25 protein-coding genes are annotated in these 26,062 nt (G+C 48.0%); 6 read left to right on the top strand and 19 right to left on the bottom strand.

Annotated features, from left to right (window positions below; translation table 11 throughout):
• Nucleotide 1: 1 nt before the first annotated feature.
• The 4 genes from LQ567_RS22670 to LQ567_RS22655 form a co-directional block, all read right to left on the bottom strand.
• Nucleotides 2-463, bottom strand: coding sequence for a GNAT family N-acetyltransferase (locus LQ567_RS22670; protein WP_231008141.1), 462 nt, complete (start codon nucleotides 461-463; stop codon nucleotides 2-4).
• A gap of 165 nt (nucleotides 464-628) precedes the next feature.
• Entirely contained in the window at nucleotides 629-994 is a 366-nt protein-coding gene (locus LQ567_RS22665) for a DUF1801 domain-containing protein (RefSeq protein ID WP_231008140.1), read from the bottom strand.
• Complete coding sequence (locus LQ567_RS22660) at nucleotides 991-1,455, bottom strand: GyrI-like domain-containing protein (protein ID WP_231008139.1); 465 nt, start codon at nucleotides 1,453-1,455, stop codon at nucleotides 991-993. Before LQ567_RS22660 ends, LQ567_RS22665 begins: the two co-directional genes overlap by 4 nt.
• Nucleotides 1,456-1,506: 51 nt before the next feature.
• Nucleotides 1,507-2,217, bottom strand: coding sequence for a helix-turn-helix transcriptional regulator (locus tag LQ567_RS22655; protein ID WP_231008138.1), 711 nt, complete (start codon nucleotides 2,215-2,217; stop codon nucleotides 1,507-1,509).
• A 138-nt stretch (nucleotides 2,218-2,355) separates the two neighbouring features.
• Between LQ567_RS22655 and LQ567_RS22650 the strand changes: the two genes are divergently transcribed.
• Nucleotides 2,356-2,856, top strand: coding sequence for a methylated-DNA--[protein]-cysteine S-methyltransferase (locus tag LQ567_RS22650; RefSeq protein ID WP_231008137.1), 501 nt, complete (start codon nucleotides 2,356-2,358; stop codon nucleotides 2,854-2,856).
• Between the two features lie 12 nt (nucleotides 2,857-2,868).
• Nucleotides 2,869-3,501: a DNA-3-methyladenine glycosylase family protein gene (locus LQ567_RS22645; RefSeq protein ID WP_231008135.1), complete on the top strand. Its 633-nt coding sequence runs from the start codon at nucleotides 2,869-2,871 to the stop codon at nucleotides 3,499-3,501.
• A 107-nt stretch (nucleotides 3,502-3,608) separates the two neighbouring features.
• Here LQ567_RS22645 and LQ567_RS22640 read toward each other — a convergent pair whose 3' ends face one another.
• Entirely contained in the window at nucleotides 3,609-4,163 is a 555-nt protein-coding gene (locus LQ567_RS22640) for an NADPH-dependent FMN reductase (RefSeq protein WP_231008134.1), read from the bottom strand.
• On the bottom strand, nucleotides 4,160-4,723 hold the full coding sequence (locus LQ567_RS22635; RefSeq protein ID WP_231008133.1) for a DUF2480 family protein: 564 nt from the start codon (nucleotides 4,721-4,723) through the stop codon (nucleotides 4,160-4,162). Before LQ567_RS22635 ends, LQ567_RS22640 begins: the two co-directional genes overlap by 4 nt.
• 44 nt (nucleotides 4,724-4,767) lie before the next feature.
• Here LQ567_RS22635 and LQ567_RS22630 point away from each other — a divergent pair, with 44 nt between their 5' ends.
• Entirely contained in the window at nucleotides 4,768-5,403 is a 636-nt protein-coding gene (locus LQ567_RS22630; RefSeq protein WP_231008132.1) for a helix-turn-helix transcriptional regulator, read from the top strand.
• A gap of 103 nt (nucleotides 5,404-5,506) precedes the next feature.
• On the opposite strand, the gene LQ567_RS22625 is transcribed toward LQ567_RS22630, so the two are convergent.
• From LQ567_RS22625 to LQ567_RS22610, 4 genes are all read right to left on the bottom strand, one after another.
• On the bottom strand, nucleotides 5,507-5,986 hold the full coding sequence (locus tag LQ567_RS22625; protein ID WP_231008131.1) for a DinB family protein: 480 nt from the start codon (nucleotides 5,984-5,986) through the stop codon (nucleotides 5,507-5,509).
• Nucleotides 5,987-5,997: 11 nt separating this feature from the next.
• Nucleotides 5,998-6,471 (bottom strand): hypothetical protein, encoded by a 474-nt coding sequence (locus LQ567_RS22620; RefSeq protein ID WP_231008130.1) that lies wholly within the window; start codon nucleotides 6,469-6,471, stop codon nucleotides 5,998-6,000.
• Nucleotides 6,472-6,747: 276 nt separating this feature from the next.
• Nucleotides 6,748-9,036: a translocation and assembly module lipoprotein TamL gene (tamL, locus tag LQ567_RS22615; protein WP_231008129.1), complete on the bottom strand. Its 2,289-nt coding sequence runs from the start codon at nucleotides 9,034-9,036 to the stop codon at nucleotides 6,748-6,750.
• A gap of 193 nt (nucleotides 9,037-9,229) precedes the next feature.
• Nucleotides 9,230-14,257 (bottom strand): translocation/assembly module TamB domain-containing protein, encoded by a 5,028-nt coding sequence (locus LQ567_RS22610; RefSeq protein WP_231008128.1) that lies wholly within the window; start codon nucleotides 14,255-14,257, stop codon nucleotides 9,230-9,232.
• A gap of 286 nt (nucleotides 14,258-14,543) precedes the next feature.
• Here LQ567_RS22610 and LQ567_RS22605 point away from each other — a divergent pair, with 286 nt between their 5' ends.
• Both LQ567_RS22605 and LQ567_RS22600 read left to right on the top strand, forming a co-directional pair.
• On the top strand, nucleotides 14,544-14,696 hold the full coding sequence (locus LQ567_RS22605) for a hypothetical protein (RefSeq protein WP_231008127.1): 153 nt from the start codon (nucleotides 14,544-14,546) through the stop codon (nucleotides 14,694-14,696).
• Nucleotides 14,697-14,898: 202 nt separating this feature from the next.
• The gene (locus LQ567_RS22600; protein WP_231008125.1) at nucleotides 14,899-16,695 is read left to right on the top strand and encodes an alpha-L-fucosidase; all 1,797 of its coding nucleotides are present in this window, start codon (nucleotides 14,899-14,901) and stop codon (nucleotides 16,693-16,695) included.
• A gap of 9 nt (nucleotides 16,696-16,704) precedes the next feature.
• On the opposite strand, the gene LQ567_RS22595 is transcribed toward LQ567_RS22600, so the two are convergent.
• Genes LQ567_RS22595 through LQ567_RS22565 form a run of 7 tightly spaced genes read right to left on the bottom strand, consistent with a single transcriptional unit; the run spans nucleotide 16,705 to nucleotide 23,577 of the window.
• Nucleotides 16,705-17,820, bottom strand: coding sequence for an ABC transporter permease (locus LQ567_RS22595; RefSeq protein WP_231008123.1), 1,116 nt, complete (start codon nucleotides 17,818-17,820; stop codon nucleotides 16,705-16,707).
• Entirely contained in the window at nucleotides 17,817-18,923 is a 1,107-nt protein-coding gene (locus tag LQ567_RS22590) for an ABC transporter permease (RefSeq protein ID WP_231008122.1), read from the bottom strand. The genes LQ567_RS22595 and LQ567_RS22590 overlap by 4 nt, the downstream gene beginning before the upstream one ends.
• A 55-nt stretch (nucleotides 18,924-18,978) precedes the next feature.
• The gene (locus LQ567_RS22585; protein WP_231008120.1) at nucleotides 18,979-19,761 is read right to left on the bottom strand and encodes an ABC transporter ATP-binding protein; all 783 of its coding nucleotides are present in this window, start codon (nucleotides 19,759-19,761) and stop codon (nucleotides 18,979-18,981) included.
• A complete protein-coding gene (locus tag LQ567_RS22580; RefSeq protein WP_231008119.1) occupies nucleotides 19,745-20,734 on the bottom strand; it encodes an ABC transporter ATP-binding protein in 990 nt (329 codons plus the stop codon). Before LQ567_RS22580 ends, LQ567_RS22585 begins: the two co-directional genes overlap by 17 nt.
• Nucleotides 20,721-21,662, bottom strand: coding sequence for an HlyD family secretion protein (locus LQ567_RS22575; protein ID WP_231008118.1), 942 nt, complete (start codon nucleotides 21,660-21,662; stop codon nucleotides 20,721-20,723). The genes LQ567_RS22580 and LQ567_RS22575 overlap by 14 nt, the downstream gene beginning before the upstream one ends.
• 11 nt (nucleotides 21,663-21,673) lie before the next feature.
• Nucleotides 21,674-22,912, bottom strand: coding sequence for a TolC family protein (locus LQ567_RS22570; RefSeq protein WP_231008117.1), 1,239 nt, complete (start codon nucleotides 22,910-22,912; stop codon nucleotides 21,674-21,676).
• A gap of 53 nt (nucleotides 22,913-22,965) precedes the next feature.
• Nucleotides 22,966-23,577, bottom strand: coding sequence for a TetR/AcrR family transcriptional regulator (locus LQ567_RS22565; protein ID WP_231008116.1), 612 nt, complete (start codon nucleotides 23,575-23,577; stop codon nucleotides 22,966-22,968).
• Between the two features lie 268 nt (nucleotides 23,578-23,845).
• Between LQ567_RS22565 and LQ567_RS22560 the strand changes: the two genes are divergently transcribed.
• The gene (locus LQ567_RS22560; protein ID WP_231008115.1) at nucleotides 23,846-24,058 is read left to right on the top strand and encodes a hypothetical protein; all 213 of its coding nucleotides are present in this window, start codon (nucleotides 23,846-23,848) and stop codon (nucleotides 24,056-24,058) included.
• 22 nt (nucleotides 24,059-24,080) lie between these two features.
• On the opposite strand, the gene LQ567_RS22555 is transcribed toward LQ567_RS22560, so the two are convergent.
• Both LQ567_RS22555 and LQ567_RS22550 read right to left on the bottom strand, forming a co-directional pair.
• The gene (locus LQ567_RS22555) at nucleotides 24,081-25,157 is read right to left on the bottom strand and encodes an NAD(P)/FAD-dependent oxidoreductase (protein ID WP_231008114.1); all 1,077 of its coding nucleotides are present in this window, start codon (nucleotides 25,155-25,157) and stop codon (nucleotides 24,081-24,083) included.
• A complete protein-coding gene (locus LQ567_RS22550) occupies nucleotides 25,157-25,945 on the bottom strand; it encodes a Fic family protein (protein WP_231008113.1) in 789 nt (262 codons plus the stop codon). The genes LQ567_RS22555 and LQ567_RS22550 overlap by 1 nt, the downstream gene beginning before the upstream one ends.
• Between the last annotated feature and the right edge of the window lie 117 nt (nucleotides 25,946-26,062).

The raw sequence follows: 26,062 nt of genomic DNA, 5'->3' as shown, positions 1-26,062 counted from the left end.
GTTACAATGGCTGCCGGAGAAGGACCATATCTTTTAGCTGCACGCCATTTTCAAAAATGGGTTGTGGGTAATGCTCGATAAAAAAGTTTTTTCTAAGTGCGTACTTTTTGAAACCGTTGCGCTCATAAAACCGGATCTGCTGTAGTCCTGTATCTGCCGTTCCAACAACGAGCATTTTATATTGTTGTGTGCGTGCCAGCTCAATGAGCTGCCGGATCAGGAAGGAACCGAAACCCTTGTTTTGATGCGATGCAGCCACTGCTATATTTTTTATTTCCAGCTCATCGGCTGATAAGGGATACAGGGCGGCAACGCCAATGGTTTCACCCGATTGCATCAATACGTATACTGCTGACGCATAAATGTATTTTTCTATGGCCGCGATCGTTTCATCCGCCAGCAATAATAAACCGAAGGGAAGTGCGTCTGTTGACCGGAGTTTTATAAGCCGGAGCTGCTGCATGGCGGGTATTGTATCGGCCTGTATGCATCGCAGGCGGAACAAAGTAACAAAATCCGGTGGAAAAATCCCTGGTTCAATAGCCTATTCTCGTTCGTTCTCTATTGTTGAGAGGGCGCAGCGGACACAGGAAGGCGGGGGCGCTCAATAATAATGAATATTGCCCGGCTATTTTATTTTTACGATTCCATCGCGGTACAGCCGGAGCATATCCTGCAGGATCTTTGTAATGATGGCTGCCGGGAGGTCCTTGTTGGGGTTGAAGCTAATGGTTTTCATCCTTGCCCGCTGCTCCTGTTTCAACAACGGATGATGAAGGTGCTTTCCCTCTACAATGCCCAGGTAGGGATGCCCCAGTTTTTTATCGATCCAAAGGTAACAGCACATTTTTCCTTTGTAACAAAAAAAGGGCATCCCATATTTCCAGGCTGCGGCAACATGGACATCCTGCGAAAGGATCATCGTTTTTAAAGCGAGCAGGCAGCTTTTTAACGGTTCTTCCTGCCTGGCGTAAAAATCATCGAGTGCGTTCATTTATTTTCCAGTGCTATAAAAATAGGAACTTCTGCGTTCTCCGGATCCTGCGCCTTTACTCCGTATAGCTCAAAGTCTGTAGTGTATTTCCGGGGCAGCGGCGTCTTCCAGATCTTCAGCCATTCGTTAAACACGGATCCTTCGTTTATTTTGCCGGTTGTTGTAAAACGGGCATAATTTCCTTCTGCAATTTCCACGGCTTCCATCCCTTCGGGAATCTGGTCAAAAGACGATACCCGGCAACCCAGTACCGTTGTATAGGGCCGTGTATGATCCTTTTCATAGGCCGTGTAAATAGTATAAATTTCATCTCCGGTCTTGTTGGGGATCTGCTGTGCGATACCTGCTGTTAAAAACCGGTTCCAGAGTGCAGGAATATCGGTTGCCGCCTGGTTGTTTTCGTTAGTGGTTCGTACACTGATGCCGATTACTTTAAACGATGTTATGTGTTCCGTTGTCATAAAATATTGTTTTAGTAAGCGAAGCTAAAAAGCCGTTGTGACAACCCTGTGTCAGGGGTGTTCCGCTTTTTTTCGGCACAGTGCTGCATAGTCTGCAAAGGTGATGGGGTGTGGTTCAAAATATGAAGGAAGCGAAGTCAGCCGGCGGATACGGTCCAGCCGGAATGCCCGGAATTCTTTTCGTAAGCGGCAGTATGCTACCAGTACCCAGTGCTCCCGGGTATGATACAGGGCAAATGGTTCAATATCCCTACTCGAGTCCTGTTTGTTTTCGGATGTATAATCGATCCGGATAAGCTGGTAATTGGTCAGGGCCAGCTGCAGTGCTGAAAGATGATCGCCCGAATGAGCGTTTGTGCTGTATTGCCGGAAGTGAACCCGTTCTGAAAGCAAGTGTGCCTTTTCTTTTGCAGGGTGCCGGAGCACAGCCTTTATTTTTTCAACGGCATCGTTGTAGGCTTTTATAAAAGAACGGTCACTGTTGTTTTTTACCAGTTCGCCCGCCGTGATGAGCGCATTGGCTTCCGGCTCTGTAAACATCACCGGTGGAATCCTGAATCCTTCCATAAGGGCATAGCCCCTTCCTTCTTCCACGAGCACAGGAACGCCGGCCTGTTCCAGCGTTTTTATGTCGCGATAGATGGTGCGGGTACTTACTTCAAATTTCCGGGCCAGTTCCGGTGCTGTTACAATACGTTTGGTTTGTAACTGGGTGAGGATTGCGGTAATGCGGGTAATACGCCTGATGTCGTTCCGGTCCATTTTTTTACAAGAAGTTTGGCCGCTGTAAATTTAATGAATAACGGATATTCCCCTATTAGAAAATACAGCGCGGCTTATGGTGGCTGCTAAAGGAGAATGGTGTATTTTAGATGGCTGGACTGTTAATCCCTGGCAAAGATGGAACCTTATTTTTACAAAGAGATGGCATCACCCACGGGGCCATTGCGCCTGATAGCCACCGCCACACATCTGGTTGGCGTGCAGTGGCGAACCGATGAGAAATATGTACGGGATGCCCATTTTTTTAAGGACATGGCCAACCCGTTACCGCTGGAGGCTGAACGTCAGCTCAATGATTATTTTGAGGGAAAGCTAAAAGCGTTTACACTGCCGGTAATGCTGACGGGCAGCGATTTTCAGAAAAAAGTTTGGGAGCTGCTTGCAGGTATCCCCTTTGGGAAAACGATCAGCTATGGCGAAATGGCCAAAAGGGTGGGCGATATCAAAACCGTACGGGCAGTAGGGGGGGCATTGAACAAAAATCCCATACCCATCATTGTTCCCTGTCACCGTGTAATTGGTGCTGATGGAAAGATGATTGGCTTTGGCGGCGGCCTGCAGCGTAAAATTTATTTATTGAATCTTGAAAACCCAAAACCACAGCTGGATCTGTGGTAATCTTTCAAATAGATGATCCGTTCTTTTTCTGAAAAAACATTTAAACGTATCTGCAACCAGCTTGCTAAAAAGGATGCACACCTGGCGGGTGTTCTGGCAACATACGGGCATCCGCCGATGTGGACGCGCTCCAACAATTTTGAATCCCTGGTACATATCATCCTCGAGCAACAGGTTTCGCTGGCTTCGGCGTTGGCTGCGTTAAAGAAATTACAGGAATATACCGGGCATATCCATCCCGAAGCTATTTTAAAACTGAGCGATGAAGCGTTGCGCGCCTGTTATGTAAGCCGGCAAAAGGCGGGATATATCCGGGGACTGGCGGCGGCCATTGTCAGCGGGGCTATCGATTTGGCCGCCATGCCCCAGTTGCCGGATGCGGTAGTGCGTGAAAAGCTGACGGCGTTAAAGGGAATTGGTAACTGGACGGTTGACGTATACCTGATGTTTGTATTGCAACGTGCGGATATTTTTCCGGTGGGAGACCTGGCCGCCGTAAATGCATTAAAGCGATTAAAGGCCTTGGATAGGGATACCTCCAGGGAAACATTGCTTGAGGTTGCAGCAGCCTGGGCGCCGCACCGTACTGTTGCAACGATGATCCTGTGGCATCATTATTTATCGGCCGGGAAGCGCAGTTATTAGCTATCAGCGATCAGTTCTCAGCCGAGAGCAACCGGAGTAACAAGGGGCTTCTGAATGCTGAATGCTAAACGCTGAATGCTGAATGCTAGACGCTGAACGCAGCGCCATCAGATCGTTACCACCCGCTTGGAAGTGATGATACTGGTCAGCAGGTTGATCTTGTTCTTATATTCCTGGGTAATTTCCTGATAATCGGGGGCCATAAATAATGCATTGCGTACGATGGGCACGCTGAACGGAACGGGCCAGGCTCTTAATGATTTGGCTACGGCGTCCATCGCATTGATGCCTTGCATTGCCTGCCCCCCATCCGCCCAGCAGATCAGCCCGATGAGTTTGTCGATCAGGTAAGGCCGTTCTTCCTTTGAGCTCAGTTCCAGCCAGTCGAGACAGTTCTTCATTACGCCGGTCATGCTGCCATGATAAAGCGGGGTAAGCCAAATATGGGCATCGGCATTCCGGAACAGGTTGAGCATTACCTGAACACCGTTGGGAACCTTCTGCAGGGTATAGTCAAATAAAGGAATACCGGAGGCCACCATGTTAAAAACGGAAACGGTAGCGCCCTGGGCTTCGAGATGTTGTTTCAGATATGCAGAAAGTTTTGTTGGAGTAGAACCTTCCCGTTCATCCAAAGACCCGTTCAATACTAATATATTCATGATGTGATTTCTGTTGTTGGTTTCTGTAACTTATAAATAACTTTTGGCAGCCCGGGTTCACCATACATAAGCGAAAGTACCAGGGGCATTAATTTTTCTGTAGCTTTCATATACACGGCTTCCGGTACATCAGCGTCTGCCCGCAGGGTCACTTTTTTCCCCGCCAGGCTGCTGAAATCTGCATCTTCAATGTTTGCAACCCATCGCCCGGTTTTGTGTGCTTCCGTGCTGCCAAATATAATGCTTTTTGCGAATGGCTGTAATTTTACACAGACCAGCATCCATACCCATTGCGGAAGAATGGCGCCGGAAGAACAGTAAAGCGATACATAGCTTCCCGTGTATTGAGCCCAGTTAAGCGCGTCCATTGCGGTTTTAAACTCCTTTTCTTTTAGCATCAGGCCCTTGTAACAATAAGGGGTAATATCGAAATCCATAAAAGACGCATCCGGTGCGTAATCCACCAGGTTCATGCCGATGATACCCGATTGGGTTACTTTGTTTGGGATGATATCCGGAAGGTGCTGCATGCTTTTATCCATATGTTTCAAGTGGAACAAAAGTACTAAATTTGTATTTAAAATAAATAATTACTTTGTTTATTATGCAAAATCAACTTCCCGAAAATGAAAAAGCACTGGGTATTATCAAAACCCAGGGGCCGCAAACATTGCTGGACCTTGCTGCGGCAATGGAGATCACGGTGGAAGGCGCCCGGTTTCATTTGCTGAAGCTTGCAAAAGAAGGGCTGGTAGCGGCTACCACCGAGTCCAAAGGCCGGGGAAGACCACAGCAGATCTGGGCTTTAACAGACCTGGGACATGCCCGGTTCCCGGATATGCACGCGGCCTTAACGGTAAATCTGATCGAATCGATCCGCGGAACCTTAGGTCAGCAGGCGCTGGATAAGATTATTGCAGCCAACGGTAAGGCCGGCCTGGAACGCTATCTGCAGGAACTGGAGGGCAAAACCACGCTGAAGGAGCGGCTGAAGGGGCTGGCGGTGATCCGCACCCGGGAGGGCTACATGGCGGATATTAAAAAAGAAGGCGAAGGTTTTCTGCTGGTGGAAAATCATTGCCCGATCTGCGCGGCAGCCGCCAGCTGCCAGGGCTTTTGTGCGGCTGAACTGAAAACATTTAAAACGGTATTGGGTAAGGCGGCTGACGTGGAGCGTGTGGATCATATTTTAAAAGGCGCGCGGCGGTGTGCCTACAAGGTAACACCAGTGGCAGGATGATGCTGCTGTATTCGGGCACGGGTACCCGCACCAACCGGTACCGTTCATGCTGATCATTTATTTCGATACGTTGACGTACAGTTGTGCAACGCCTTTTTTCCTGTTAATGAATGATATCCGTATCTACCGGCGTATACCCCATGAGCCGGCTGATGGTAAGGATCTGCCCTTTATGATGGCATTCGTGTGTGATTACATGGGTGAAGATCCGGAACAGCGAAGTGGTGCGCTGCTCCTTGTTGAGCGAAAACGGAACCTGCGTTGCGGCAAGCGCTTCCTGTTGCAGCAGTTCGGTTATCAATGAATCGATGGTGCCATAAAGGATACGAACCTGCGGAATATCGGTGAAATCTTCATATGCTGCATAAGTGATCGCCTTGTTCAGGGCAATGATACCGGTCCAGTGCTGATATACGTTGGCCACATGTACCAGCAGGTTGCGGATGCTGCCGCCGTTGCTGAAAGAAGGTACCTCCTGGAGCAGCATTCCGGGTGCCAGCGTTTCCAGGTAAAGCAGGAGCCGGTTCCGGGATTCGGTTACCCATTGGTATTGCAGGATACAATCTTGGTTGAGTTGTTGCATGGGGCTGTGTTTTACAGGACCTGTATTGTTTTTGACCGGTAATGACGACGGGCTATAAAGGCCAGCGGAATTCCGATGGCCAGGATCAGTATTGCAGCATTGATGAGCATACCTGAAACCTTGTTGGGAAAGGTTCCGATCCTTGATAAGGGAACAACGATTAAATTCATAACCACCCAGATAAAAAGACCATAAAAGATACCCGTGGCCACCGGGTTGCGCCGCAATATATTTAAACGGGGATACAGCCAAAAGAAAAACAGGGTAAACGCAAATGCCACAAGGTAATGCAGCAGGAGTCCGGCTACATACATTTCCGGTCCTCCTGAAAACGCCATGGGCCCCAGCAAGGCGCTGGCAATATACCGGAATATAAAAAGCGGATTTTTCCCGGTTGCCAGGAAAAAATGCAGAAACGCAGCAAGAATATCCAGCGTGCCTGCAAGCATACCGGCTTTTAAAATGGTGGGGAGCGGTTTATTCATATAGAACGCGTTTAACGATTTTGCCTTCGCAGGGTTGAACAATACTGGTGCCGGCATGCGATCGTTTGCCGGGTAAACTCAATAAGGCAATTACAACTTTTGCGGAGTTACGCTGAATCATACATTGATGACGGATAAAAGCGGAGCCGCCGCGCCGGATAGCCCGGCCTTGTTCGATATGCCGGATGTATCATTCATTGCAAGGCAATGACGTAAAGAATCTCTACTGTACCCGAAATGACAACGATGCTTTTTAGTCATCACCGGCAGTGCAGATCAGAACGGATAACCGATACCGATATTAAATATAAGATTTTTTTTGCGCCATTCGGGATCGCCAAAGCGAACCTGGTCAAATACCCATCGCTCACCTGGTGGCAGCCAGGGTTTGCGGAACGGCATGGCCAGATCGAAACGCACCACAAAGATCGAAGCATCTACCCGGAGACCGACGCCGCCGCCAATGGCTGTTTCACTGAGTACATTTCCAAGCCGGAATTGTCCGCCCGGACGGCTGGTATCAGTTTTGGCCAGCCAAATATTACCGGCATCAATAAATACGGCGCCCTGGATAACACTGAAGAGCTTGGCTCTTAATTCGGTGTTCAACATCAGCTTTACATCCCCACCCTGATCGGCAAAGAGGTCCAGGCTGTCTGTGTTGATATAAAATGTTCCGGGGCCCAGTGAACGGGAACGGAAGGCGCGGATATCATTGCTTCCGCCTGCAAAGAACTGGCGTACATAGGGCAGCACAGAACTGTTGCCATAAGGAATTCCATATCCCAGGTTTAGGCGGTTAGCCCAGATAAGGCCGGGACTGATCTTGTAATAATCTCTGAAATCTGCTTCCAGGCGTACGAACTGGTTGGTGATCGTTTGAAACAGCCGTTTCTTGCCGTCCTCATCTTTGCGCAGAAATGCATTGATCAGGTTGCCCGCGGATTCCACCGATCCCATAAAGAGAAAGTTATTGCGCAGCTCATTCTTTACCTGGTTGCTGTATGTATAGGTATAGTTGGTTCCGATGATGAACTGGTTCTCAAAATTGTTTTTTAAGGTGGGTACCTTTTCGAGCATCCTGTTGAAACTGTCGGTAGTATTGGCGGTGCGGATATAACTTACAGAAAGCGGGTTGAACTGGTGTTCGTTGAACTCATTGCCTTTCCACAAATAACCGAATTCACCTTTTCCCGAAAGCAGGGTATAATAATTGGCACGGTTCAATAGCTGCGATCCGATGGTGATATGGGTTTTGGGTACATAGGCATTGTGCGTGGTAAATCCTTTTACGGGGATCAGGAAGCGCGGGAACAATAACCGGGCCTCGGCACCCAGCGAATAGGAGGTGAGGTTTTTTTGCTGTCCGCTAAACTGTTTTTCAAAGCCGCCGGAGAGACTGAGGTTGAGCTGTTCTGCACCCCGGAAGGTATTTTTATTGGTATGGGTAACTTTTACTTCTGATCCGATAAAGTTATTGGACTTGCTGGTTCCGGTTACCGAAAGCGACAGTGCATTCTTCTTGGAGGAGGTGAGCAGGAAGTCTACATCCATATTGTTACTGGAGGCCGTATCAATGGGATTGAACTCCGCCTTTACAAACCGGAAAGTACCGATGTTCACCAGCCGGTTGAGACTTAACGAATGATCCGTACGGTTATACCGCTCGCCTTTCTGGAAAAAGATCAGGTGCTCGAACAGCCGGGGTTTATACTTATGGTTGGGATCATAGATGGTAAAATCTTTGAATTGCACCGGTTCCGAGGCCCGGGTAAAGGAATCCCGCCGTAAGCTGTAGTCCGGATAGATATGGATATTCCGGATAAAATAGGGTTGAAGAGCGGCCCGGGGTGCATCATTTTTAAGTTTAAGATCAATGTCTACCTGGTTGCCGCCGATGGTGCTGTCTGCCTGTATCAGCAGGAAATTCGGACTGAAATAATAATAGCCCTTTTCTTTGAGTTGTACATCGATCCGCTCCCGTTCCGCTTTAAAAACATCCAGGTCATAATAATGGCCCTGTTTCAGCAGTGTTTTATTTTGGGAGGCACGGATCAGTGTTGTAATCTCATTGCTGCTGTCGCCGGGAAAGCTGATGTTGTGCATGGTATAACGGGGGCCGGAATAGACCTGGTAAAATGCCTTGCCCGTTTTCCCTTTGATGGTAGTGTCGCCGGTGCCGGAGGATTGCAAAAAACCTTTGCTGGCCATATAGCTGGTCATTACGTTTACATTGTTCTGTAACCGCACCTGGTTCATTAACACCGGCGGTTCGCCCAGTTTGTATTTGATCCAGTATTTAAATCCTTTTTGTTTTTTGGGTTCGCTGACAAGATTATAAAAAAATAATTTGTAACGCCAGCCGAGTAACTTTTTATTGGGTGCGGGGCGTACTTTTTCTTCCAGCTCTTTTTGAAAACGTTTCTGATCTTTGACGGCAGGCGTATCCGGGTTTAATTTTACAGTGGCACCGGTATAAAGTATTTCACCCGGTTTTAATTTTTTGGTGGTAGAGCAGGAAACGGCGAATAATGAACATATCAGCAGGCTGAAAATAGAAACCACCAGGAGTGTTGATGGCCGTTGCCGCGCCCCGGTAGCGGCTGACGACTGACCGCTGATAGCTGAAGTCTGAAATCTGGCATCTGAAGTCTGAAGTCTGACATCTGAAGTCTGGTATCTGAAATCTGAAGTCTGAAATCTGGTATCTGACTGTTGACCCGCCCTACGCGTAAAAACCAAATATGAATAGCTCCGTTTACTCATTTCCCCTGTTTTGTCGGTTACTGCTGGAAGTGCCGGTTCCGCGACGCTGATCCCGGTTCCTGAAACTGCGGAACACCTCTCTGAATTTATTGTAGTCTACCACAATGATAAAGCCTACACCGGTTTCAATAATCTGCCCTTCAATGATTCCTTCGGTCTGGTTGCGGCGGTAGGCCCTGAGGCGGTAGCGTCCATCCCGGGAAAGCATGTATTCGATGTTTACATTGCTCGCCAGCTGTGCCGCACCCTGGTTGGCATTGGCTCCTTCCAGTGCAAAATTGTTTCCTACCGTAACACTAAGACGGTCATTCAACAGCCGCTTTGTAAAGGCTACATTCAGATCGGTCTTGGTTTTTTCCTGTCCGGTTGAATAGTCTTCCTGGGAGGTAAGGTCAAAATTAATATCTACTCCTTTGATGAGATCAGAAGCAAGATTATTGAGCTGCTCGGTAAGCAGCTTGCTCACACTTTGTCTTGCCAGTGCACCCGCAGAAGTACCACCGGCAAGGCTTTCAAATGGATTGTCGGCAATAAAACGGTTGAGCGCCAGCAGGGCAAATACCTGTTTGTTTAACTCGCTTTCATTAGCGTTGATCTGTTGCAGGCGGGTATACACAATGCCATTAAAAGCATTCCGTTCACTTTCCCGCATATCGATCTGGAAGCTGATCTTGGGTTTTAATAATTCCCCGCTCATTTTGAGATACACATAAAAGGGAAGTTTTTGCCGGTACATCGTGCGGGTTGTGCTGCTCTCTGATTCGAGCTGTGCCGCAACCAGGTCAATGGGCGAAGTGTTGACTTCATAAATGGCCGTGATATCCGCATTGGCTTCCGTGGGGGCACCGGTCCATTGTATAGAGCTTCCCTGCTGGATCTTAAATTCCCGTTTGGCCAGTCCACCGATGGTCAGGTTATATCCTCCCTCGGTAATTTCATACCGTCCTGTTAAGGTGGTACGGCCGCTTGGATCCATTTGCAAACTGAGGTCGGCTTCGCCTTTCACCCGCAGCGCATCCCCGTTTTGCGGATCTACCACAATGGTGATCTCTGCTTCTTTATCGATGCTAACATCTCCCGAAATATCCAACCCGGTAATGGGGGAGCGGGTCATACTATCTACATTGATCGGCTGCCGGCCGTTGAAAGGCGGGGCATCTTTGTCTACAAATTCCACAATGCCTTCCTGGCTGGCCACCAGCGGATCATCGTTCGGTACTACAAAATTGAATTTGGTGCCTTTATTGATGCGGGCCTGCATGTTTACTTTGGGCTTGTTTAGGTCGCCGGTGATGCGGGCGTTTAAGGTAACGAGCACCGTACCATAGAACAGCTCGTTGTCTGCCACGGTAGAGTTCATTACCTTAAAGTTATTGGCACGAAGCGTGAGGTTAAAGCCGGGGTTCGAAAAGTTGGGCAACGTAATCATGCCATCCAGCGTCAACGGCTGGTTGGCAGAGTCGCGGATGGTGAAGTTATTAAAAGAAACGCCGGATTCTACAAAACGTACGGTTTCATTTTTAAGCTGGTAATATCCGTTGAGTTGCGCAATATTGAACCCTGCATCTTTAAAGGCCAGGGCGCCCAGGATCACCGGTTTGCTTACCGGTCCCTTTGCCGTAAGCTTGCCGGTAAGGATTCCTTTACCGTTTCTTACCTGGCCGCCGCTGATGCTTTCGATATGCTTCAGATCGATCTTATTAACGGCGATATCCAGATCCAGTGAACCCGTAAGACCGGTGTAGTAGAAACCGGTTACGGCCAGGTCGTGCAGACCCGATAAACGGATATCGGCCTGGTAAGCATTCGCCGTATTGTTGTTTACTTTTATAGTTGCATCACCTAGGGCGTCTTTCTGATACCGGAGCTGGTTAATAGTAAGATCTGCTTCAAATTTCGGACTGGTAGCAATATCGGTAACATCAACCACCCCATTGAGTTTCCCGCCCACCATCGCAGTATCCTGGTCGGCATACCGGGTGAGGGTTTCCAGCATAAAGTTGGTAAACTTCACATTTACCGGTGCATTGGGTTGGGTAGACCGGCTGTTGATGGCCAATGACTGCCCGTTATTGCTGATCTCAAAATTGCGCACATACACGCCGGCCTTGCCATACTGGATCAGGTTGTCGGGGGCTACTTTCCAGGGATCGTAGTTCAGCAAAAGCTTTTGCGGATCGAGTGTAAACTGATAGGTTTGATCCATCGATTTAAACTGCCCGCCAATGCGGTATTTATCTTTATTGCTGCGGTCTCTTAAATAAATGTTCAGATCCAGCAGGTTGTTGAGTGCCGCCCCGCTTACTTCCGCATTGTATAAATTAACGGACGGGCTTTGGATCTCTTTAATGTTCAGCGCGTAATTCAACCTTGCCGAATCGGTGTTGCCGGCTTTCAGTACAATATCTTTTACATCAAAACTATCGTATACCACATGTGGAAAAGAGGCGTTCAAACGGAAGCTGTCGCTTTGCGTATTAATGGCACCGTTAATGGTGGAAGGGGCCAGCGTGGTTAAGGCAGGTACAAACTGTTGAATCAGTTTTGGATCGGTGATGGCGATCTGGAACTGCATTTGCTGCGGGGCGATTTTCTTTGTAGGCGCAAATGCATAATATTTATTGATCTGGTTGATAAAGGCCTGCCCGATCTGGGTGAGCTGATATTTGCCGTTGAAATGTGCTGTAATAAAGTCCGATTGCAGGCTGAGCTCATTGTGTTCGGTGCTAGAAACGGCGTTAAGCGTTAATGTATCGATATTATAAACGGATTCATTAAAGCCGATCTGAACGCTTCGAAGGGTGGCACTGCCGTTCAGATAATCCGGATCTACCGAGCTGAAGTCAAGATCAACCAAACCGGCCAGCTTCAGCGGATCGGAATAGAAATGCAATTTTTGAAGATCGATATGTTTCAGATCGGCTGTTCCTTTGATGGCCGGTGTTTTTTTGTTGAGATCCACTCTGGTGTCTAAGGCAAAGTGCGCATTACTATCGTTGCTGATCGCCTTCAGCACGGCAATATTACCGGCATAGCTGCCCTCCAGTTTGATGTCTTTATAATCATATTTGTTATAGCGGGCATGATAGATGGTGCCGTTCAGTTTTGCCCGCATTCTTTTAGTATCCAGGCTCTGGCCGCTTACATTGGCCAGGAGGGATACGGTTCCCAGCTGATCCTGTTGCTTTAACAAACGTCCGAGGTTAAAGTTGTTGAGCTGCACCTTGGCACGATAGGTTTCCCTGTTTTTAGGACCGCCCATGGCGGCCTGCAGGTTGGCGCCTCCCATATCGGTTTTTAATTGGAGGGCCGTGGTGAAATTGGTAAGGCCTCCGTTAAATGTTCCGCTTGCGGAAAGATAGCCGGGCAGTTCTATGCTTTGCGGCATGGAAGCGGGTGGCAATAATGCAAACAGATCTCTTTTTGAGGTTTGCAGTTTACGAAGGGTGAGGTTAAAGATGGTTTTGTCCATATCGGGCAACCCGCGGATCCCACCGGCAATATCAATATGGGTACTGGTTAAACCCTGTATCTGCAATTTTTCAATATCGAGGTCGTTCAGGTAACCCGTAAAGGCCGCTGCCAGTCGGATCTGCCGGCCACGGTAACTGGCCGGAACCGATGGCATCAGGTAATACAGATCCTGCATCCCTATAATGGTATTGCGGAACTGTACATCCATCTTTACTTTTTCCGGATGCTTGCTCAGGTCGTTCAGCGCTGTGTAGGTCAGTAAACTGTTATTATCGATCTGTGTATAGGGCGTTTTTAAAATGAACCCGTCTACCTTTATCTGTTGATCGTCGTATATGATATTTCCTTTCAGATCATTGAGCACAAAACCACTGGTATCCTTCAGTTTACCCCCCAGTATCGCGGCTTTAATACCGCTGCTGTCGATGGATACATCGTTACCGGTAAGCCCCAGTTCTTTTATATTAAGGTGATTGAAATCCAGGTGGCCCGGCACCGGCTTTTCCGACAGGTTATTATATGTAACCTGGTTGTTTGCCAGGATCACTTTATTCAGCAGTAAACTGAAGGGGGAATCGGATGCGCTGTCTGCGGCGGTTTTAATGGCTTCCTTATTGGATGGCGTGGGCCGATAGGCGAAATCGACCACCGAGTTTTCCAACAATACATCAGACGAACGGTAGCCGCCATTGGTTAGGTCGAGTGCCAGGTTTTCCAGGTGAAAGGTATGCAGGTTGGCCAGGGCACGGGTATCGGACAAACCATCGTCATAATTGAGGAATACATTGTCCAGTGCCAGTTTCCCAAATTCGATGAGCGGCAGCCGGCCGCCTTTTTCAGCCGCCGTTTTGTCGATGCTGGAATCGGCCTTTTGTTGTAATACCGTCAGCGGCTTATGCTGGAAATAATGCAGGCGGGTATTTTTGAGGGCTAAAGCACTGAGTCCATAATGCATTTGCTCCAGGTCGAATGTTTTTACCCGGGCATCAAGGCTTCCCAGCACGATGCCGGCATCATTTCCCACCACATCATCTTTGAACCGGATGCGGATATCATTGAAGGTTATTTTGTTCAGCCGGAATTTCAATGCCGCCGTTGAATCCTTTTTTTCCTCTTCCTTTGGTTTTGTTTCATCCGATACAAGTGAATCTACCAGGAACTGATAGTTAAACACCGTATCGGGATGAAGCCGGTACACATTTGCACGCACCGTGTTGAGCTCGATACTATTTATCTCTACGCGGTTGGAGAGCAGGGCCAGCATATCCAGATCCACACCCAGTTTTTCCGCATAAAGAAGGGTATCCTTCTTTTTATCGGCCACATACAGCTTGTTCAGCTCAAGATCCTTTGGAAACCCGATGCGGATGCGTTCGAGGCTTATTTCGGTATCTGTCTTCTTCTTTAGATAAGCAACTACTTTATTCTTGATCAGGTTTTGAACAAAGGGCAGGTTCAGCGAAAGAATGAGCAGGATGATGAGCACAAGAATACTTGCAAGTATTTTTACAACGATCTTTATACCTTTTTTAACTGCTTTGTTCAAGTGTGCAATGGGTTAATAAATGAACGAAAAGATTCTGTCCTGTTTCTGCAAACCTAACAGATTTCTTAGTTTTTGCCTGCTTTTTATAGGGAAATCTCCCAAATATTAAACCAAAATTGCTCAATACTGCAATTTGGAGGTGTACAATGAAAAAGTAAACCAGTATCAATGGTTTGGCCTGAAATTCGTAGTGTTCGAATATGAATAAGAACCGATAACGGGTTGCCTGTATCTCCTGCGGTTCTTTATTGTTTGCAACTGTACTAAACCTCTTAAAATAACAAGTATGAAAAATTTTCTGTTTTGTGTATTGGCCGGCATGTTGCTGCTTCAAAGCTGTAGTGCGGTAGAAGCTGTTTTCAAAGCAGGTATGTGGTGGGCTTTTTTCCTGGTTGGTATCGCGTTGCTGGGCATATTTCTGCTGTTACGGAGAAAATAGCCGCCTTTATTGGAAAAGCCCGACGCCTGGCCGGTTTATGACTAACTGATACCCGCAGCAAAAGCATCGGCGGTGATCCCCCCGGAAAGGATCATTATCAGCGGAGGAACCGGTTGGTAGCATTCCTTCAGCCGCGTTTGCTAGGGGCGGAAAAGCGGTACCACTGCAAAAGTTACGTATCTTAGCCGGAATCAGTTTACGTATGAAATTAAAGATCGTATTTCTCTGGAGTATGGTGGTAGCCGCCGTTACGCTCCATGCTCAACCGGAACCTGCTGCAGCAAAAACAAAATGGTTTACCGATGCCCGTTTCGGAATGTTTATTCACTGGGGATTGTACAGTGCGGCAGAAGGAATGTGGAAGGGGGAACCGTTGCGGTATGGAAATAACTATGCGGAATGGATCCGTTACCGCAACCGTATTTCAAAAGAGGAATACGGTACGTTGGCAAAACGGTTCGACTGGAAGCGCATCAACCCGGAAGAATGGGTATTGCTGGCGAAAAAGGCCGGTATGAAATACATAACCATCACCTCCAAGCATCATGACGGCGTGGCACTTTGGAACAGCAAGGTGAGCGATTATAATCTGACCAAATTAAGCGGTACCAACCGGGATGTGATCAAAGAGCTGGCCGCCGCCTGTAAGAAACATGGCATAAAGCTGGGTTTTTATTATTCGCATTGGGTAGATTGGGACCATCCGTACGGATGGGATCATAATAAGGAACTCACCGGTATAAAGGACGAGGAGTATGATAAATACTGGCAGGAGAAAGTAATTCCACAGTTGCGGGAATTATTGACCAATTATGGCGACATTTCGATGTTCTGGTTTGATATGTGGCTGAATTATAAAAAGACCGTAGTGAAGAAGGAGCAGCTGGACCAGGTGGTGCGCCTGATACGGGAATTGCAGCCAAACTGTTTGATCAACTCCCGTATCGGTTTGCCGGCAGATGATCCTGGTGTGGATTTTGAGTCGAAGGGCGATAACGAATTCGGCTCGGCTTATACGGCACATCCCTGGGAAACCTCGGGGACCATTGCACATTCCTGGGGATATTATGGCCAGGAAAATGAATGGAAATCGACCAGCCAGTTATTGCAATCACTCATCGGAAATGTAAGCCTTAACGGCGATTTTACATTGAATGTAGGACCAAGGGCCGACGGATCGATCCCGTATGAAGGGGTGCGTCGCCTGGAGGATATGGGTAAATGGCTGGCAAAAAATGGTGCCGCTATTTATGGCTGTACGGGCCTGGAGCTGCGTGCGGGCCAGCACGACTGGGGAAGGATCACCACAAAAAAGGTAAACAACAAACAGCTTGTGTACCTGCATGTATATAACTGGCCGCTGGATAGGGTATTGCGTCTTTCCGGCATCCTGTCCAAACCCGAAAAGGCTGAACTCATTACAGCTGCGGGAAAGAAACCGTTGCCGTTCACACAAAACGGACCGCTAACGCATATCCGCTTACCGGATGCGGCCGCTGATCCTTTTGTTTCGGTGGTAGTATTGCAGTACCCGGCGCCTGTAACACTGGATGGGGAGATGGTGGCGGAATCTACCTTTGGCGGCTTCGCTCTTACAGCTTCCAATGTATGGGAGCGGTCTTCAAACTTTAAGGTGATGCGTTACGACGGTCTGCGTCCCACACACCTGGTGCTGGATAAAGAAGGTACACTGAGCTGGGAAGTATATATACCGGAGGGCGGAAATTACCAGATGGATCTTTCCTATCATAACCATTCAAAAAATGCTGCGAATGTATCCGTGCGGGTTACAGACGAGCACCTGGAACAGCAATTAAAGCCATCCGGTACCATTGTGGCGGAGCCTCATTCCAGCTATACGGATGAGTTTGCAAACACTTCACTGGGACGATTACATTTTCCAAAGGCGGGGTTTTACCAGGTATCCTTTAAAGCGGCGCCGGGGGCGGAAGGAGCGTTGTACTTTAACAGGATCTGGATCAGCAAGCCCGCGCAGTAAAATATAAGCCTATTGGGTTTTACGGTAATTCCAGATGGCCAGCGCATTGAGCCCGATGGCAAACAGGCCTTCAATGATAAAGACCGGCAATACATCCTTAAAGCTGCTTCCTTTTAGTATGATCATGCGGACTGCTTTCATAAAATGGGTAATGGGGAGGCCGGCGGCAATGGTTCGTGCCCAGGCCGGCATACTGTCTACCGACGTAAACAGCCCACTCATTAAAACAAAGATCATAATGAAAAAGAAGGCAATGAACATGGCCTGTAATTGATTATTACTGATGGTGGATACCAGCAGCCCGAACCCCAGCAGCGCGATCAGGTAAACTGCTGCCAGCAGGTACAGGAGAAAAAGACTGCCCACCGGAATGATACCATAAAAAAGCCGTGCAACCAGCAGCCCGACGGTTAATACGATCATACCCACCACCCAGAAGGGAACCAGTTTCCCCAAAATGAATTGCCACTTTTTTACAGGGGTTACATTGATCTGTTCAATAGTGCCGATCTCTTTTTCACGCACAATATTGAGGGCAGAAAGAAATCCTCCAACCAGGGTAAGCAATAATACCAAAACACCGGGAACGATATACCAGGTGAATTTTTCATAAGGGTTGAACCAGGCAGACGTGGCCGTATCGATCACTGCCGGAGCGATAACTGGTTGCCCGTTGTTCAGGAGCCGGATATCCTGGTTAAAGTCCCGGATGACGGTGAGCAGGTAGGCAGCACCGATACCGGATTTGATGCCATTGATGGCGTCAACCGTTACATTCAACGGCTGACTGCCTTCTCTTATAAGATTGCGCTCAAATGATGCCGGTATTTCCAGGATGATATCGGCCGTGCCGTTCTCCAATGTAAACAAGGCCTGCTTATAGGCCGGTGCTGTCGTTACAATTATAAAATAGCCGGATGCGCCTATTTTGGAAATCAGTTTTTGCGTGTAGGTGCTGTGGTCGTTATCGACGATGGCAAGGTTGATATGCTTTACATCCAGGTTCATGGCAAGCGGCAATATGCCCAATTGAATGAGGGGAAGCATGAACATCATCGCCAGGATGGTGCGGTCCCGGAACATCTGGCGGAATTCTTTCTGCAATATGAAGCGAAGTCTTTTCATGCTAATCTGATTTTAAACCGTTTTACGGTGATCGACAGCAATACGATGGTCATACCACAAAGCACGCTCATCTCCTTCCATACATCAGCCAATCCCAGCCCTTTCAACATAACCGATCTTACGGCAGCGTAATACCACTTGGCAGGCACCAGGTTGGAGATCCACCGGAAGGGTAAGGGCATATTCTCCAGGGGGAAAATAAACCCGGTAAAAATGATGGTGGGCAGCATCAGGCCCATCATGGAAATGAGCAGGGCTACCTGCTGGGAATTGGTTGCGTTGGAAATCAGCAATCCGAATGACAGGCTGGTAGCGATAAACAGCAAGGTAATTATGAACAACAGGAGAAGGCTCCCGGCTATGGGTACCTGTAACAGGTAAACGGCCAGCAGCAGGATAAATGCGAAATTGGCCAGTGAGAGGATCAGAAACGGAATGGCCTTTGCAACCAATACCATCACGGGTTTGAACGGGGATACCAGCAGGATCTCCATGGTGCCGGTTTCCTTTTCCCGGACCACCGCTACGGAGGTCAGTGCGGTACAAACGATCATCAATATGAGCGCCAACACCCCCGGCACATAGTTGATGGAACCATTTCCTTCCTCATTGTATAAGAGACGCACCTCTGGCGTAATGACCGGAGATATGGATGTGACGGGTTGTTGCGCACGCTGGAAATCCTGTACAATGGCATTCACATATTGAAGAACGGTTTTTGAGATATTGGGTTCGCTGCCGTCTGTAAGCAGCTGGAGCGTTGCATGCCTTGCTTTGGTAAAATCGGCACTAAAGCCGGCAGGAATGATCAGGGCCGCTTTGATCTGTCCTTTTTTAAAAGCGCTTTCTATTTGTGTGGGGGAAAGCGGCTGTTCCTGTACGTTGAAAAATGCAGAAGACCTCAATTGGTTTGTAAGCCGCTGCCCGAGAACGTCGTTGGAAACATTGGTAACTACAAGATCTATATTTTTTACCTCGCTGGTGAGGGCGTAACCAAAGAGCAGGATCTGTACCAGGGGAAGTCCGAACAGGATGAGGAGCGTCCGCCGGTCCCGGAAGACATGGTAGAACTCTTTGCGGATAAAAACGAATAATTGTTTCATCTTTCTGCGGATTATTGGTCATTCATATACAACTACCGGTAATCACCTGAAGGCTTCAGGCATCACTGCGTTGGGCCGTTCTGGCGAGCCGGTAAAACACTTCATCCATATTGTCGCAGTGAAACCGGTGTTTCAGATGAACCGGTGTATCCAGCGCCTCTATCTTGCCATCAACCATAATCGTTACCCGGTCACAGTATTCAGCTTCGTCCATATAATGGGTGGTTACAAAAATGGTAACACCCTTTTCAGCCGCTTCATAAATCATATCCCAGAACTGCCGCCGGGTTACCGGATCTACTCCTCCCGTAGGCTCGTCCAGGAAAACGATCCGGGGCCGGTGGAACAGCGCTACTGCAAATGCCAGTTTTTGTTTCCAGCCCAACGGCAGTGCGCCTACCAGTTTGTTTGCCTCCTTTTCCAGGCCCAGCGACTGCACCAGTTCACGGCTCCGTTCTTTGATCACCCTTTCTGCAACGCCGTAAACACCGCCAAAGAACCGGATATTTTCCAGGGGCGTAAGGTCATCATACAGGGAAAATTTCTGGCTCATGTACCCGATATGCTGTTTGATCTTTTCCTGTTCCCGGTATACATCAAATCCTGCTACGGTAGCGTGGCCCGAGCTCGGATAGGAGAGCCCGCAAAGCATCCGCATGGCGGTGGTTTTTCCCGCACCATTGGCGCCCAGGAACCCGAAGATCTCACCCGGCTGCACATGGAAGCTGATCCGGTCCACGGCCATAAAATCGCCGAATTTTTTGGAGAGTTCCCGGCATTCAATGGCGGCATCCGCAGTGGCCGGAGATGGAAGCTGATGGTTAATGACCGGATCCATAAGGCAATGTATTTGAGGTTGCGAGTCGTATAAAACTGTCTTCGATGGTGGGCGCAATGGTTTGAACAACTACCTGCGCATGCGCCCTGGATGCCGCATATTCCCGGATCAGTGCCTGGCCATTGCCGGTATCCTGCCGGAGTGTTACATGCAGCCATTCTCCAAAAGCATAGCAACTTTCTACCTGGTTCCAGGACCTCAGGTCTTTTAACAGTGTATAGATCGATGCAGCTTTGGCGGCATATAGATTTACAGGAAAGGCCCCGGTGATCCGGGAAGGCGTATCTACATGAAGGATCCGGCCGTTCTGGATGAGGGCAATACGGTCGCACCGTACGGCCTCCTCCATATAAGGGGTAGATACCAGTATGGTAATGCCCTGTTGCTTCAGTTGTTGCAGCATTTCCCAGAACTCTCTCCGGGAAACCACATCAACACCGGTGGTTGGCTCATCAAGAAATAACACCGCTGGTTTGTGAATCAGTGCGCAGCATAGCGCCAATTTTTGTTTCATGCCCCCGGAGAGTTTTCCTGCCCTGCGGTCGCTGAACGGTTTGATCTGGTCATAAATATCCTTTATCAACTCATAGTGTGTTTCCACACTTGTACCAAAAAGGGTGGCAAAGAATGTCAGGTTTTCCTGAACGGTCAAATCCTGGTATAAAGAAAATTTTCCCGGCATGTACCCAACGGTCCGGCGGATCTGTTTAAAGTTTTTTACAACATCGTATCCGGATACCCAGGCCTGCCCTTCGTCGGCCAGCAGAAGGGTTGTGAGGATACGGAAGAGCGTTGTTTTTCCTGCTCCATCCGGTCCGATCAGTCCGAACAGTTCGCCCTTTTTTACCTCCAGCGATACGTCGGAAAGCGCCGCCACGGTTCCTTTGTTATAGCTTTTGCTGAGGTGGGCTGCTATAATGGGCGTATCTGCAGGAACGGCGTCCGGGGGAGTATGTAAATTATTTTTTTTCATGGAATAAGGCTTCACCATACATGCCGATCTTTAGATACCCGTCATTTTTAACCCGGATTTTTAGCGCGTATACGAGGTTGGCGCGCTCATTTTTGGTTTGGATCGTTTTAGGCGTGAATTCGGCTTTGTCACTGATCCAACTGACGGTACCCCTGTAGTTTTTGTAAGACTGGTTGCCATTGTCAATGCGTACAGTAACCAGCTGTTGCAGTTTAAGCGCAGGTAATTGATCGCCTGTTATATACGCCCTTAGTGTAAGCGTATCCAGGTTGGCAATTTTATATAGCGCTTTCCCGATTGTTGTCATTTCTCCCTGCAGGGCATATTTAGTCAATACCGTACCCGCTACAGGATTGATGATCTGTCCCTTTTCTACCTGCAACTGTGTTTGAGCCTTTGCTTTTTCAAGCGGTGCCCGTTCGCTGAGAATGGCCCTGTTTCTTGTGGCGGCATTAGAACGGTGCAGGCTGATCTGCTGCCGGGTCACCGCCATTTGTTTTTCTGTTTGTATGATCTGGGCATTCATATCATCCAGTTGTTTTTGCGGTGCGGCTGCGGCCGCTACAAGATTTTGCAGCCGCTGGCGCTCTTTTTTCTGATTTTGCAAAAGCGATTCCTGTGTAGCCAGCTGCCGTTCTGCCAACCGGATCTCTTCGACCGGTGATACTACCTGCTGCTGAAGCGCGGAGATCGTTGCCTGGGTTTGTTCCTGTTGCAGTTGCTGCAGCGTTACGTCGATCTGACCTACCACCTGGCGATTTTGCAGTAGATCTCCTTCCTGGATGGCGAACCGGAGGAGCGTACCGCTTTGCTCTGCCGATACAATGACTTCATCTGCCTCAAAATTGCCCGCTGCATCAAAGTCCTTTTTGTTTCCGTTACAGGCCAGGAGTATGAAAAACAACCCGCTGAGAAAATTCAGTTTCATAGTTGTACGGTTTAATGTCCGGAAATAGTTTGATAGTTCACCTGCGCATTCAGCAATTGTACCTGGTGCAGGTTTTTAATTTGTTTGGCCAGGTGCTCGGCGTTGAGCTGGGTAATGTATTCGTGCGTGGTGACGACGCCGTTTTCCAGCTGGGCGAGGGAAGACCGGGTAACCTGCGTGCGCAATGCTATGATGGTATCGTCCTGTTGCAGGAGCGCTGTATACTTCTCTATCGCATTGGCTTCTTTTGCCAGTGCGGTTTTTGTGTTTAATATAAATGTTTCTTTATCTGCTTCAAGTTCGCTGCGGTTAAGCTCCAGTATTTTTTTATTGTTCTGATAGGTATATAAACTGCCGAGGGGAAAGCTGAACCGTATACCGCCTATGGCAAAGGCATCGAAGGAATTTTTAAGTACATTCAATGCAGGACGTCCATAACCGGCCTGTACAAAAGCTGCAATTTTAGGTGTCCAGCCGGTTATGAGGGCTTTTTCCTGTATCGCCACATTTTTTTTCTGCAATTCAAAAACCTGCAGCTCGGGACGAAGGATGTCCAAATCAACATGCTGGGGTGCCGGCGGTATCAATGCGTCTGTTACCGGGGCTCCGATCAGGAGGGCCAGCATTTCCTGTACAGCCTTTTGATCGGAACGGATCTCGGCATTTGCCATAGCTGCTTTCATCTGTTCCGCTTTTAGCTCGGTTACGCTGCTTGGTGCCACCGTTCCGTTTTTTTCGGCTGCTTTTGCTTTTTCCAGTGATGTGGCGATATTGGCGCTATAGATTTCCTGTTGTTTCAGTTGGGCAGCCAGTAACAGGCTGGAAAAAAATAATTGGGCTACCCGTTCTTTAACCGCTTGAAAACTTACTTCAATTTGCTGTAATTGCAGGGCTTCACCGGTTTTTAAAAGCGCTTTTTGATTTTTGGAAATGCCTCCGTCGTAAACGGTTTGCGTTACTTCGCCCTGCAGGCGGTACTGGTCCTTACTCAATTCGGGCATCCCGGGCATGGCAATGGGGATCCTGGTAACATCTGTTTGGTACGTGGCCTGCCCGCTCACGGACAGTTGCGGTAACCAGGACCGGCCTGCATTTTCGATGGAGTACCGGGTGCTTTGCTGCAGCAGCGCCTGTTTTTTTATGGTTGGAAAATTTTTCCTCGCCAGCTGATAACAGTCATCTAGGCTGAGCGACTGTCCGGCACACCAAAGGGGCAGGAGCAGCAGAAGGCAGGATGTTAACCGGTTCATATTTTATATGTATTGTTTGATTTAATCATTTGATTAATTGTAAGGCAAAAAAACTATTTTACCTTTAGCATGGCCCGCATCCATTTGGGCACCAGCTTTTTCCGCTCTTCCATAAGCACATTGAATGTTGCCCCGATCTCCGGCGAAATCACTTCTAGCCCCGGACGCATGGCAAAAGGAAAGATGCAGAGCGACATAATGTTGATGAAGAGCTGCTCGGGCGCTACATGCGGATTTCGTTCTTTAAGTTGCCGGGCAAATGCGGATTGCAGCAGATGGTCGGCACCCTTCAGCATGGCCGCAAATTTTTTGGGTGCATTGCGCATTGCATTCAGCACGAACAGGGGAAGATCCGGATTGGCGGCCAGCATGCTGATGTACCGGTCTGCAATGGTATGTATCTTGTCGTCGAGCGAGGAGGCCGGATCCTGGAGTACGGGAAGTATCAGTCCAAAAAAACTACTCAGTTTCTCCTGCATCACCAGTTCAAATAATTTCTCTTTACTGCGAAAATAATAATTCAGCAGTGCCAGGTTAATCCCGGCGGCTTCTGCAATATCCCTTGTGCGGGTGGCCGCATAGCCTTTTTCCATAAATACTTTCCGGGCAGCCTCTTTTATTTTTTCTTCAGAGGATAAAGTGTCCTGTTGTTTCTTTTTTGCCATTACACTGCAAAGCTGGGAAGAAAAATTAATTTAAACAAATTTTTTAATCAAATGATTAATTTTTGTTTCATTTGCCCATACCGTTGCTATATTTTGGTTAATACGCGGTGGGCTATCCGCTGAGCAGATGGGTTGCTTCGGGGGCTGAGCCTGCCGGAACCGTTTCTAAACGGAAAATTGGCAACAATTTTGTTTCAGGTTTAACATCTGTTGCCCGCATCGGTTGCCCGGTACGCGGCAGCGCATTATTCACCGTAAAATCTATGTTATGAGCCCCGTACGCTATTCACTTTTACGTTTCTTTTCAGCAATCTTCCTGTTGTTGTGTACTGTAGCCATCCAGGCACAGGAAGAAAAGGTAACCACCACTACTACAAAGACGGATGTGCAGATTCAGCCCTGGATGTGGGCGGTGGGCGCGGCCCTGTTTATCCTTATTCTGGTATCGATTTTAAAAAGCGGCAGTAAAAAAAGGGAGTAACGGTTCATAACCGGTTGGCCTGTTACTGCAGCGGGCGGCTTAGTATATTTTTAAAACGGCTGATATCCACCTCTGGTTGTAATGGACGTTGATCGCGCAGGTGCTCCACCAACTGGTGTGCAAAATACGGCGCCAGCGAACAGCCCTTGGTGCCCATACCATTGAGGATACCTACATTGGTATGTACGGGGTGGAAGCCGGCAAAGGGTCTGCGTTCCACGGTGGCCGGGCGTACGGATGCCTTATGGTCAACAATCTTAAACGGAATGTTCAGCCATTGTTTTAATGTTTGGGTGGCGGACTGATAGAAGGCAGCCGTAGGATTTTCGTCTTCAAAATCCCAAATGTAATTGGTGCCGGTCCAGAAAATGCCCGGCTCTGCCATGGGGGCCAGCAGCATGGATTTTTTATACAGGTGGCCGGAAGGCAGGTCCGGGGCTTCAATGAGCAGGGCTTCTCCTTTATTTAGTGCAAAGGGGAGTAATGAAAAATAGGGATTGGCTGCACCGGCGGTACCATCACAAAAGACCAGGGTGGTGGCCGTTATTGCGTTATAGCGGATATGATCCGGATGAACTTCGAGCGCCGAAACATCCAGTGTTTCTTCCAGCAGCAGGTTTTGTTTTTTTAGAAAAGCGTTCCAGGCAGGCAGCAATTGCTGCAGGTGTACTACATAGGCCGGCTCGATCATCCCGATGCCAAATTCATAATTGAAATAAGGAGCATAGGCTGCTTCATTTTCAAGGATCGAGATATAATTTTCTTTCTGTGCCAGTTTTTTCAGGAAACTTTCCTTCATGAAGGGATTGGGAAAGAAATCAACGATTGCGGTTTTGGTAATGGCAGGCAGATTCAGGAAGGCGCCCATTGCCTGGTAAGCACGTTCAGCGAAAGGAATGATGATATCATCCAGCCATACTTTAACGACCCGCCGCCCGGTTACCGGGTTGATGATGCCTGCCGCTACCCTGGAAGGCACATTGGGCCTCGGTTCGTCGATGACGATAAAATCGATACCTGCCTGGTAGCAAAACCAGGAAAGGAATGTGCCACTGATACCCTGACCGACAATAATGATTTTTTTTTTATTGGAATTCATTAATCTACTGGTTTATAACAAACAGCTTTTGGCAAAAGGGTGAGAAACGGTAAAATGCGATCGGTTTGTTTTAACGTTTCATAATAATCAATGCCCACATTTAAACCATTATAGTAAGCGGTCCGGTTATCATAGTAATATTTTTCTGAAGGAATACCCCAAATAGCGGTGCCTAAATGTGCTGCAAGGAACCACTTTTCGAGTAAACGGGCTACCCGGCCATTGCCATCGGCAAAGGGGTGTATTTTTGCAAAGATAAAATGTATGTAGGCTGCGTAATAAAGCACCTGCTTTAAGGTTAAGGCTGCTTCGAGTAACAAGGCTATATCGGCAAATAATTTGTTCATTTCATCCGGTACGTGTTCCGGTTCGATGGCCAGGTAGACGAGTCCCTGCCAGCCCCTAATGCCCACCTGTGTTTTCCGGTATCTTCCTTTTTGTCCTTTTGTGATATGTGTAAAACTTCCGGAAAGTATTTCGTGGCATTTTAATAAACCCTTTTGCGTGAGTTCATAGCGTTTCGCATACTGGTAAGCTTTTACTAAGTGTTCAATTTCTCTAACTTCCCGGATGTTTTTATGATTGGACTTGCTGACAAAAAAGCTGTTCAGATCCAGGGTGCTGCCCTCAATTTGAGAAGAGGCAACCGCACCGGCCAACAGGTAGTGTTTAAAGTCCTGTATGGTAAAATCCGTTTCGGAAAGGTCCTTAAAGCATTTGCTAACAGCAGCCGCTACTTTTTTTTCAAAGACTTTGAGCAGATCGGTTTTTAATAATTCAAATTCCATCTTTGTTTTCGTTATCGGAGGCCTTTCTTTATAAACGAATTGATTTAAGTTTTAATTATGTGATTGGTATTTGCACACAAATATAACTGATATTGTCGTCTGAAGAAGATCATTGCT

The organism is Niabella pedocola (assembly GCF_021044425.1).
Taxonomy (GTDB): Bacteria; Bacteroidota; Bacteroidia; order Chitinophagales; family Chitinophagaceae; genus Niabella; species Niabella pedocola.
Note: the sequence above shows the minus strand (reverse complement) of the source record. Positions and strands in the feature narration are given on the sequence as shown.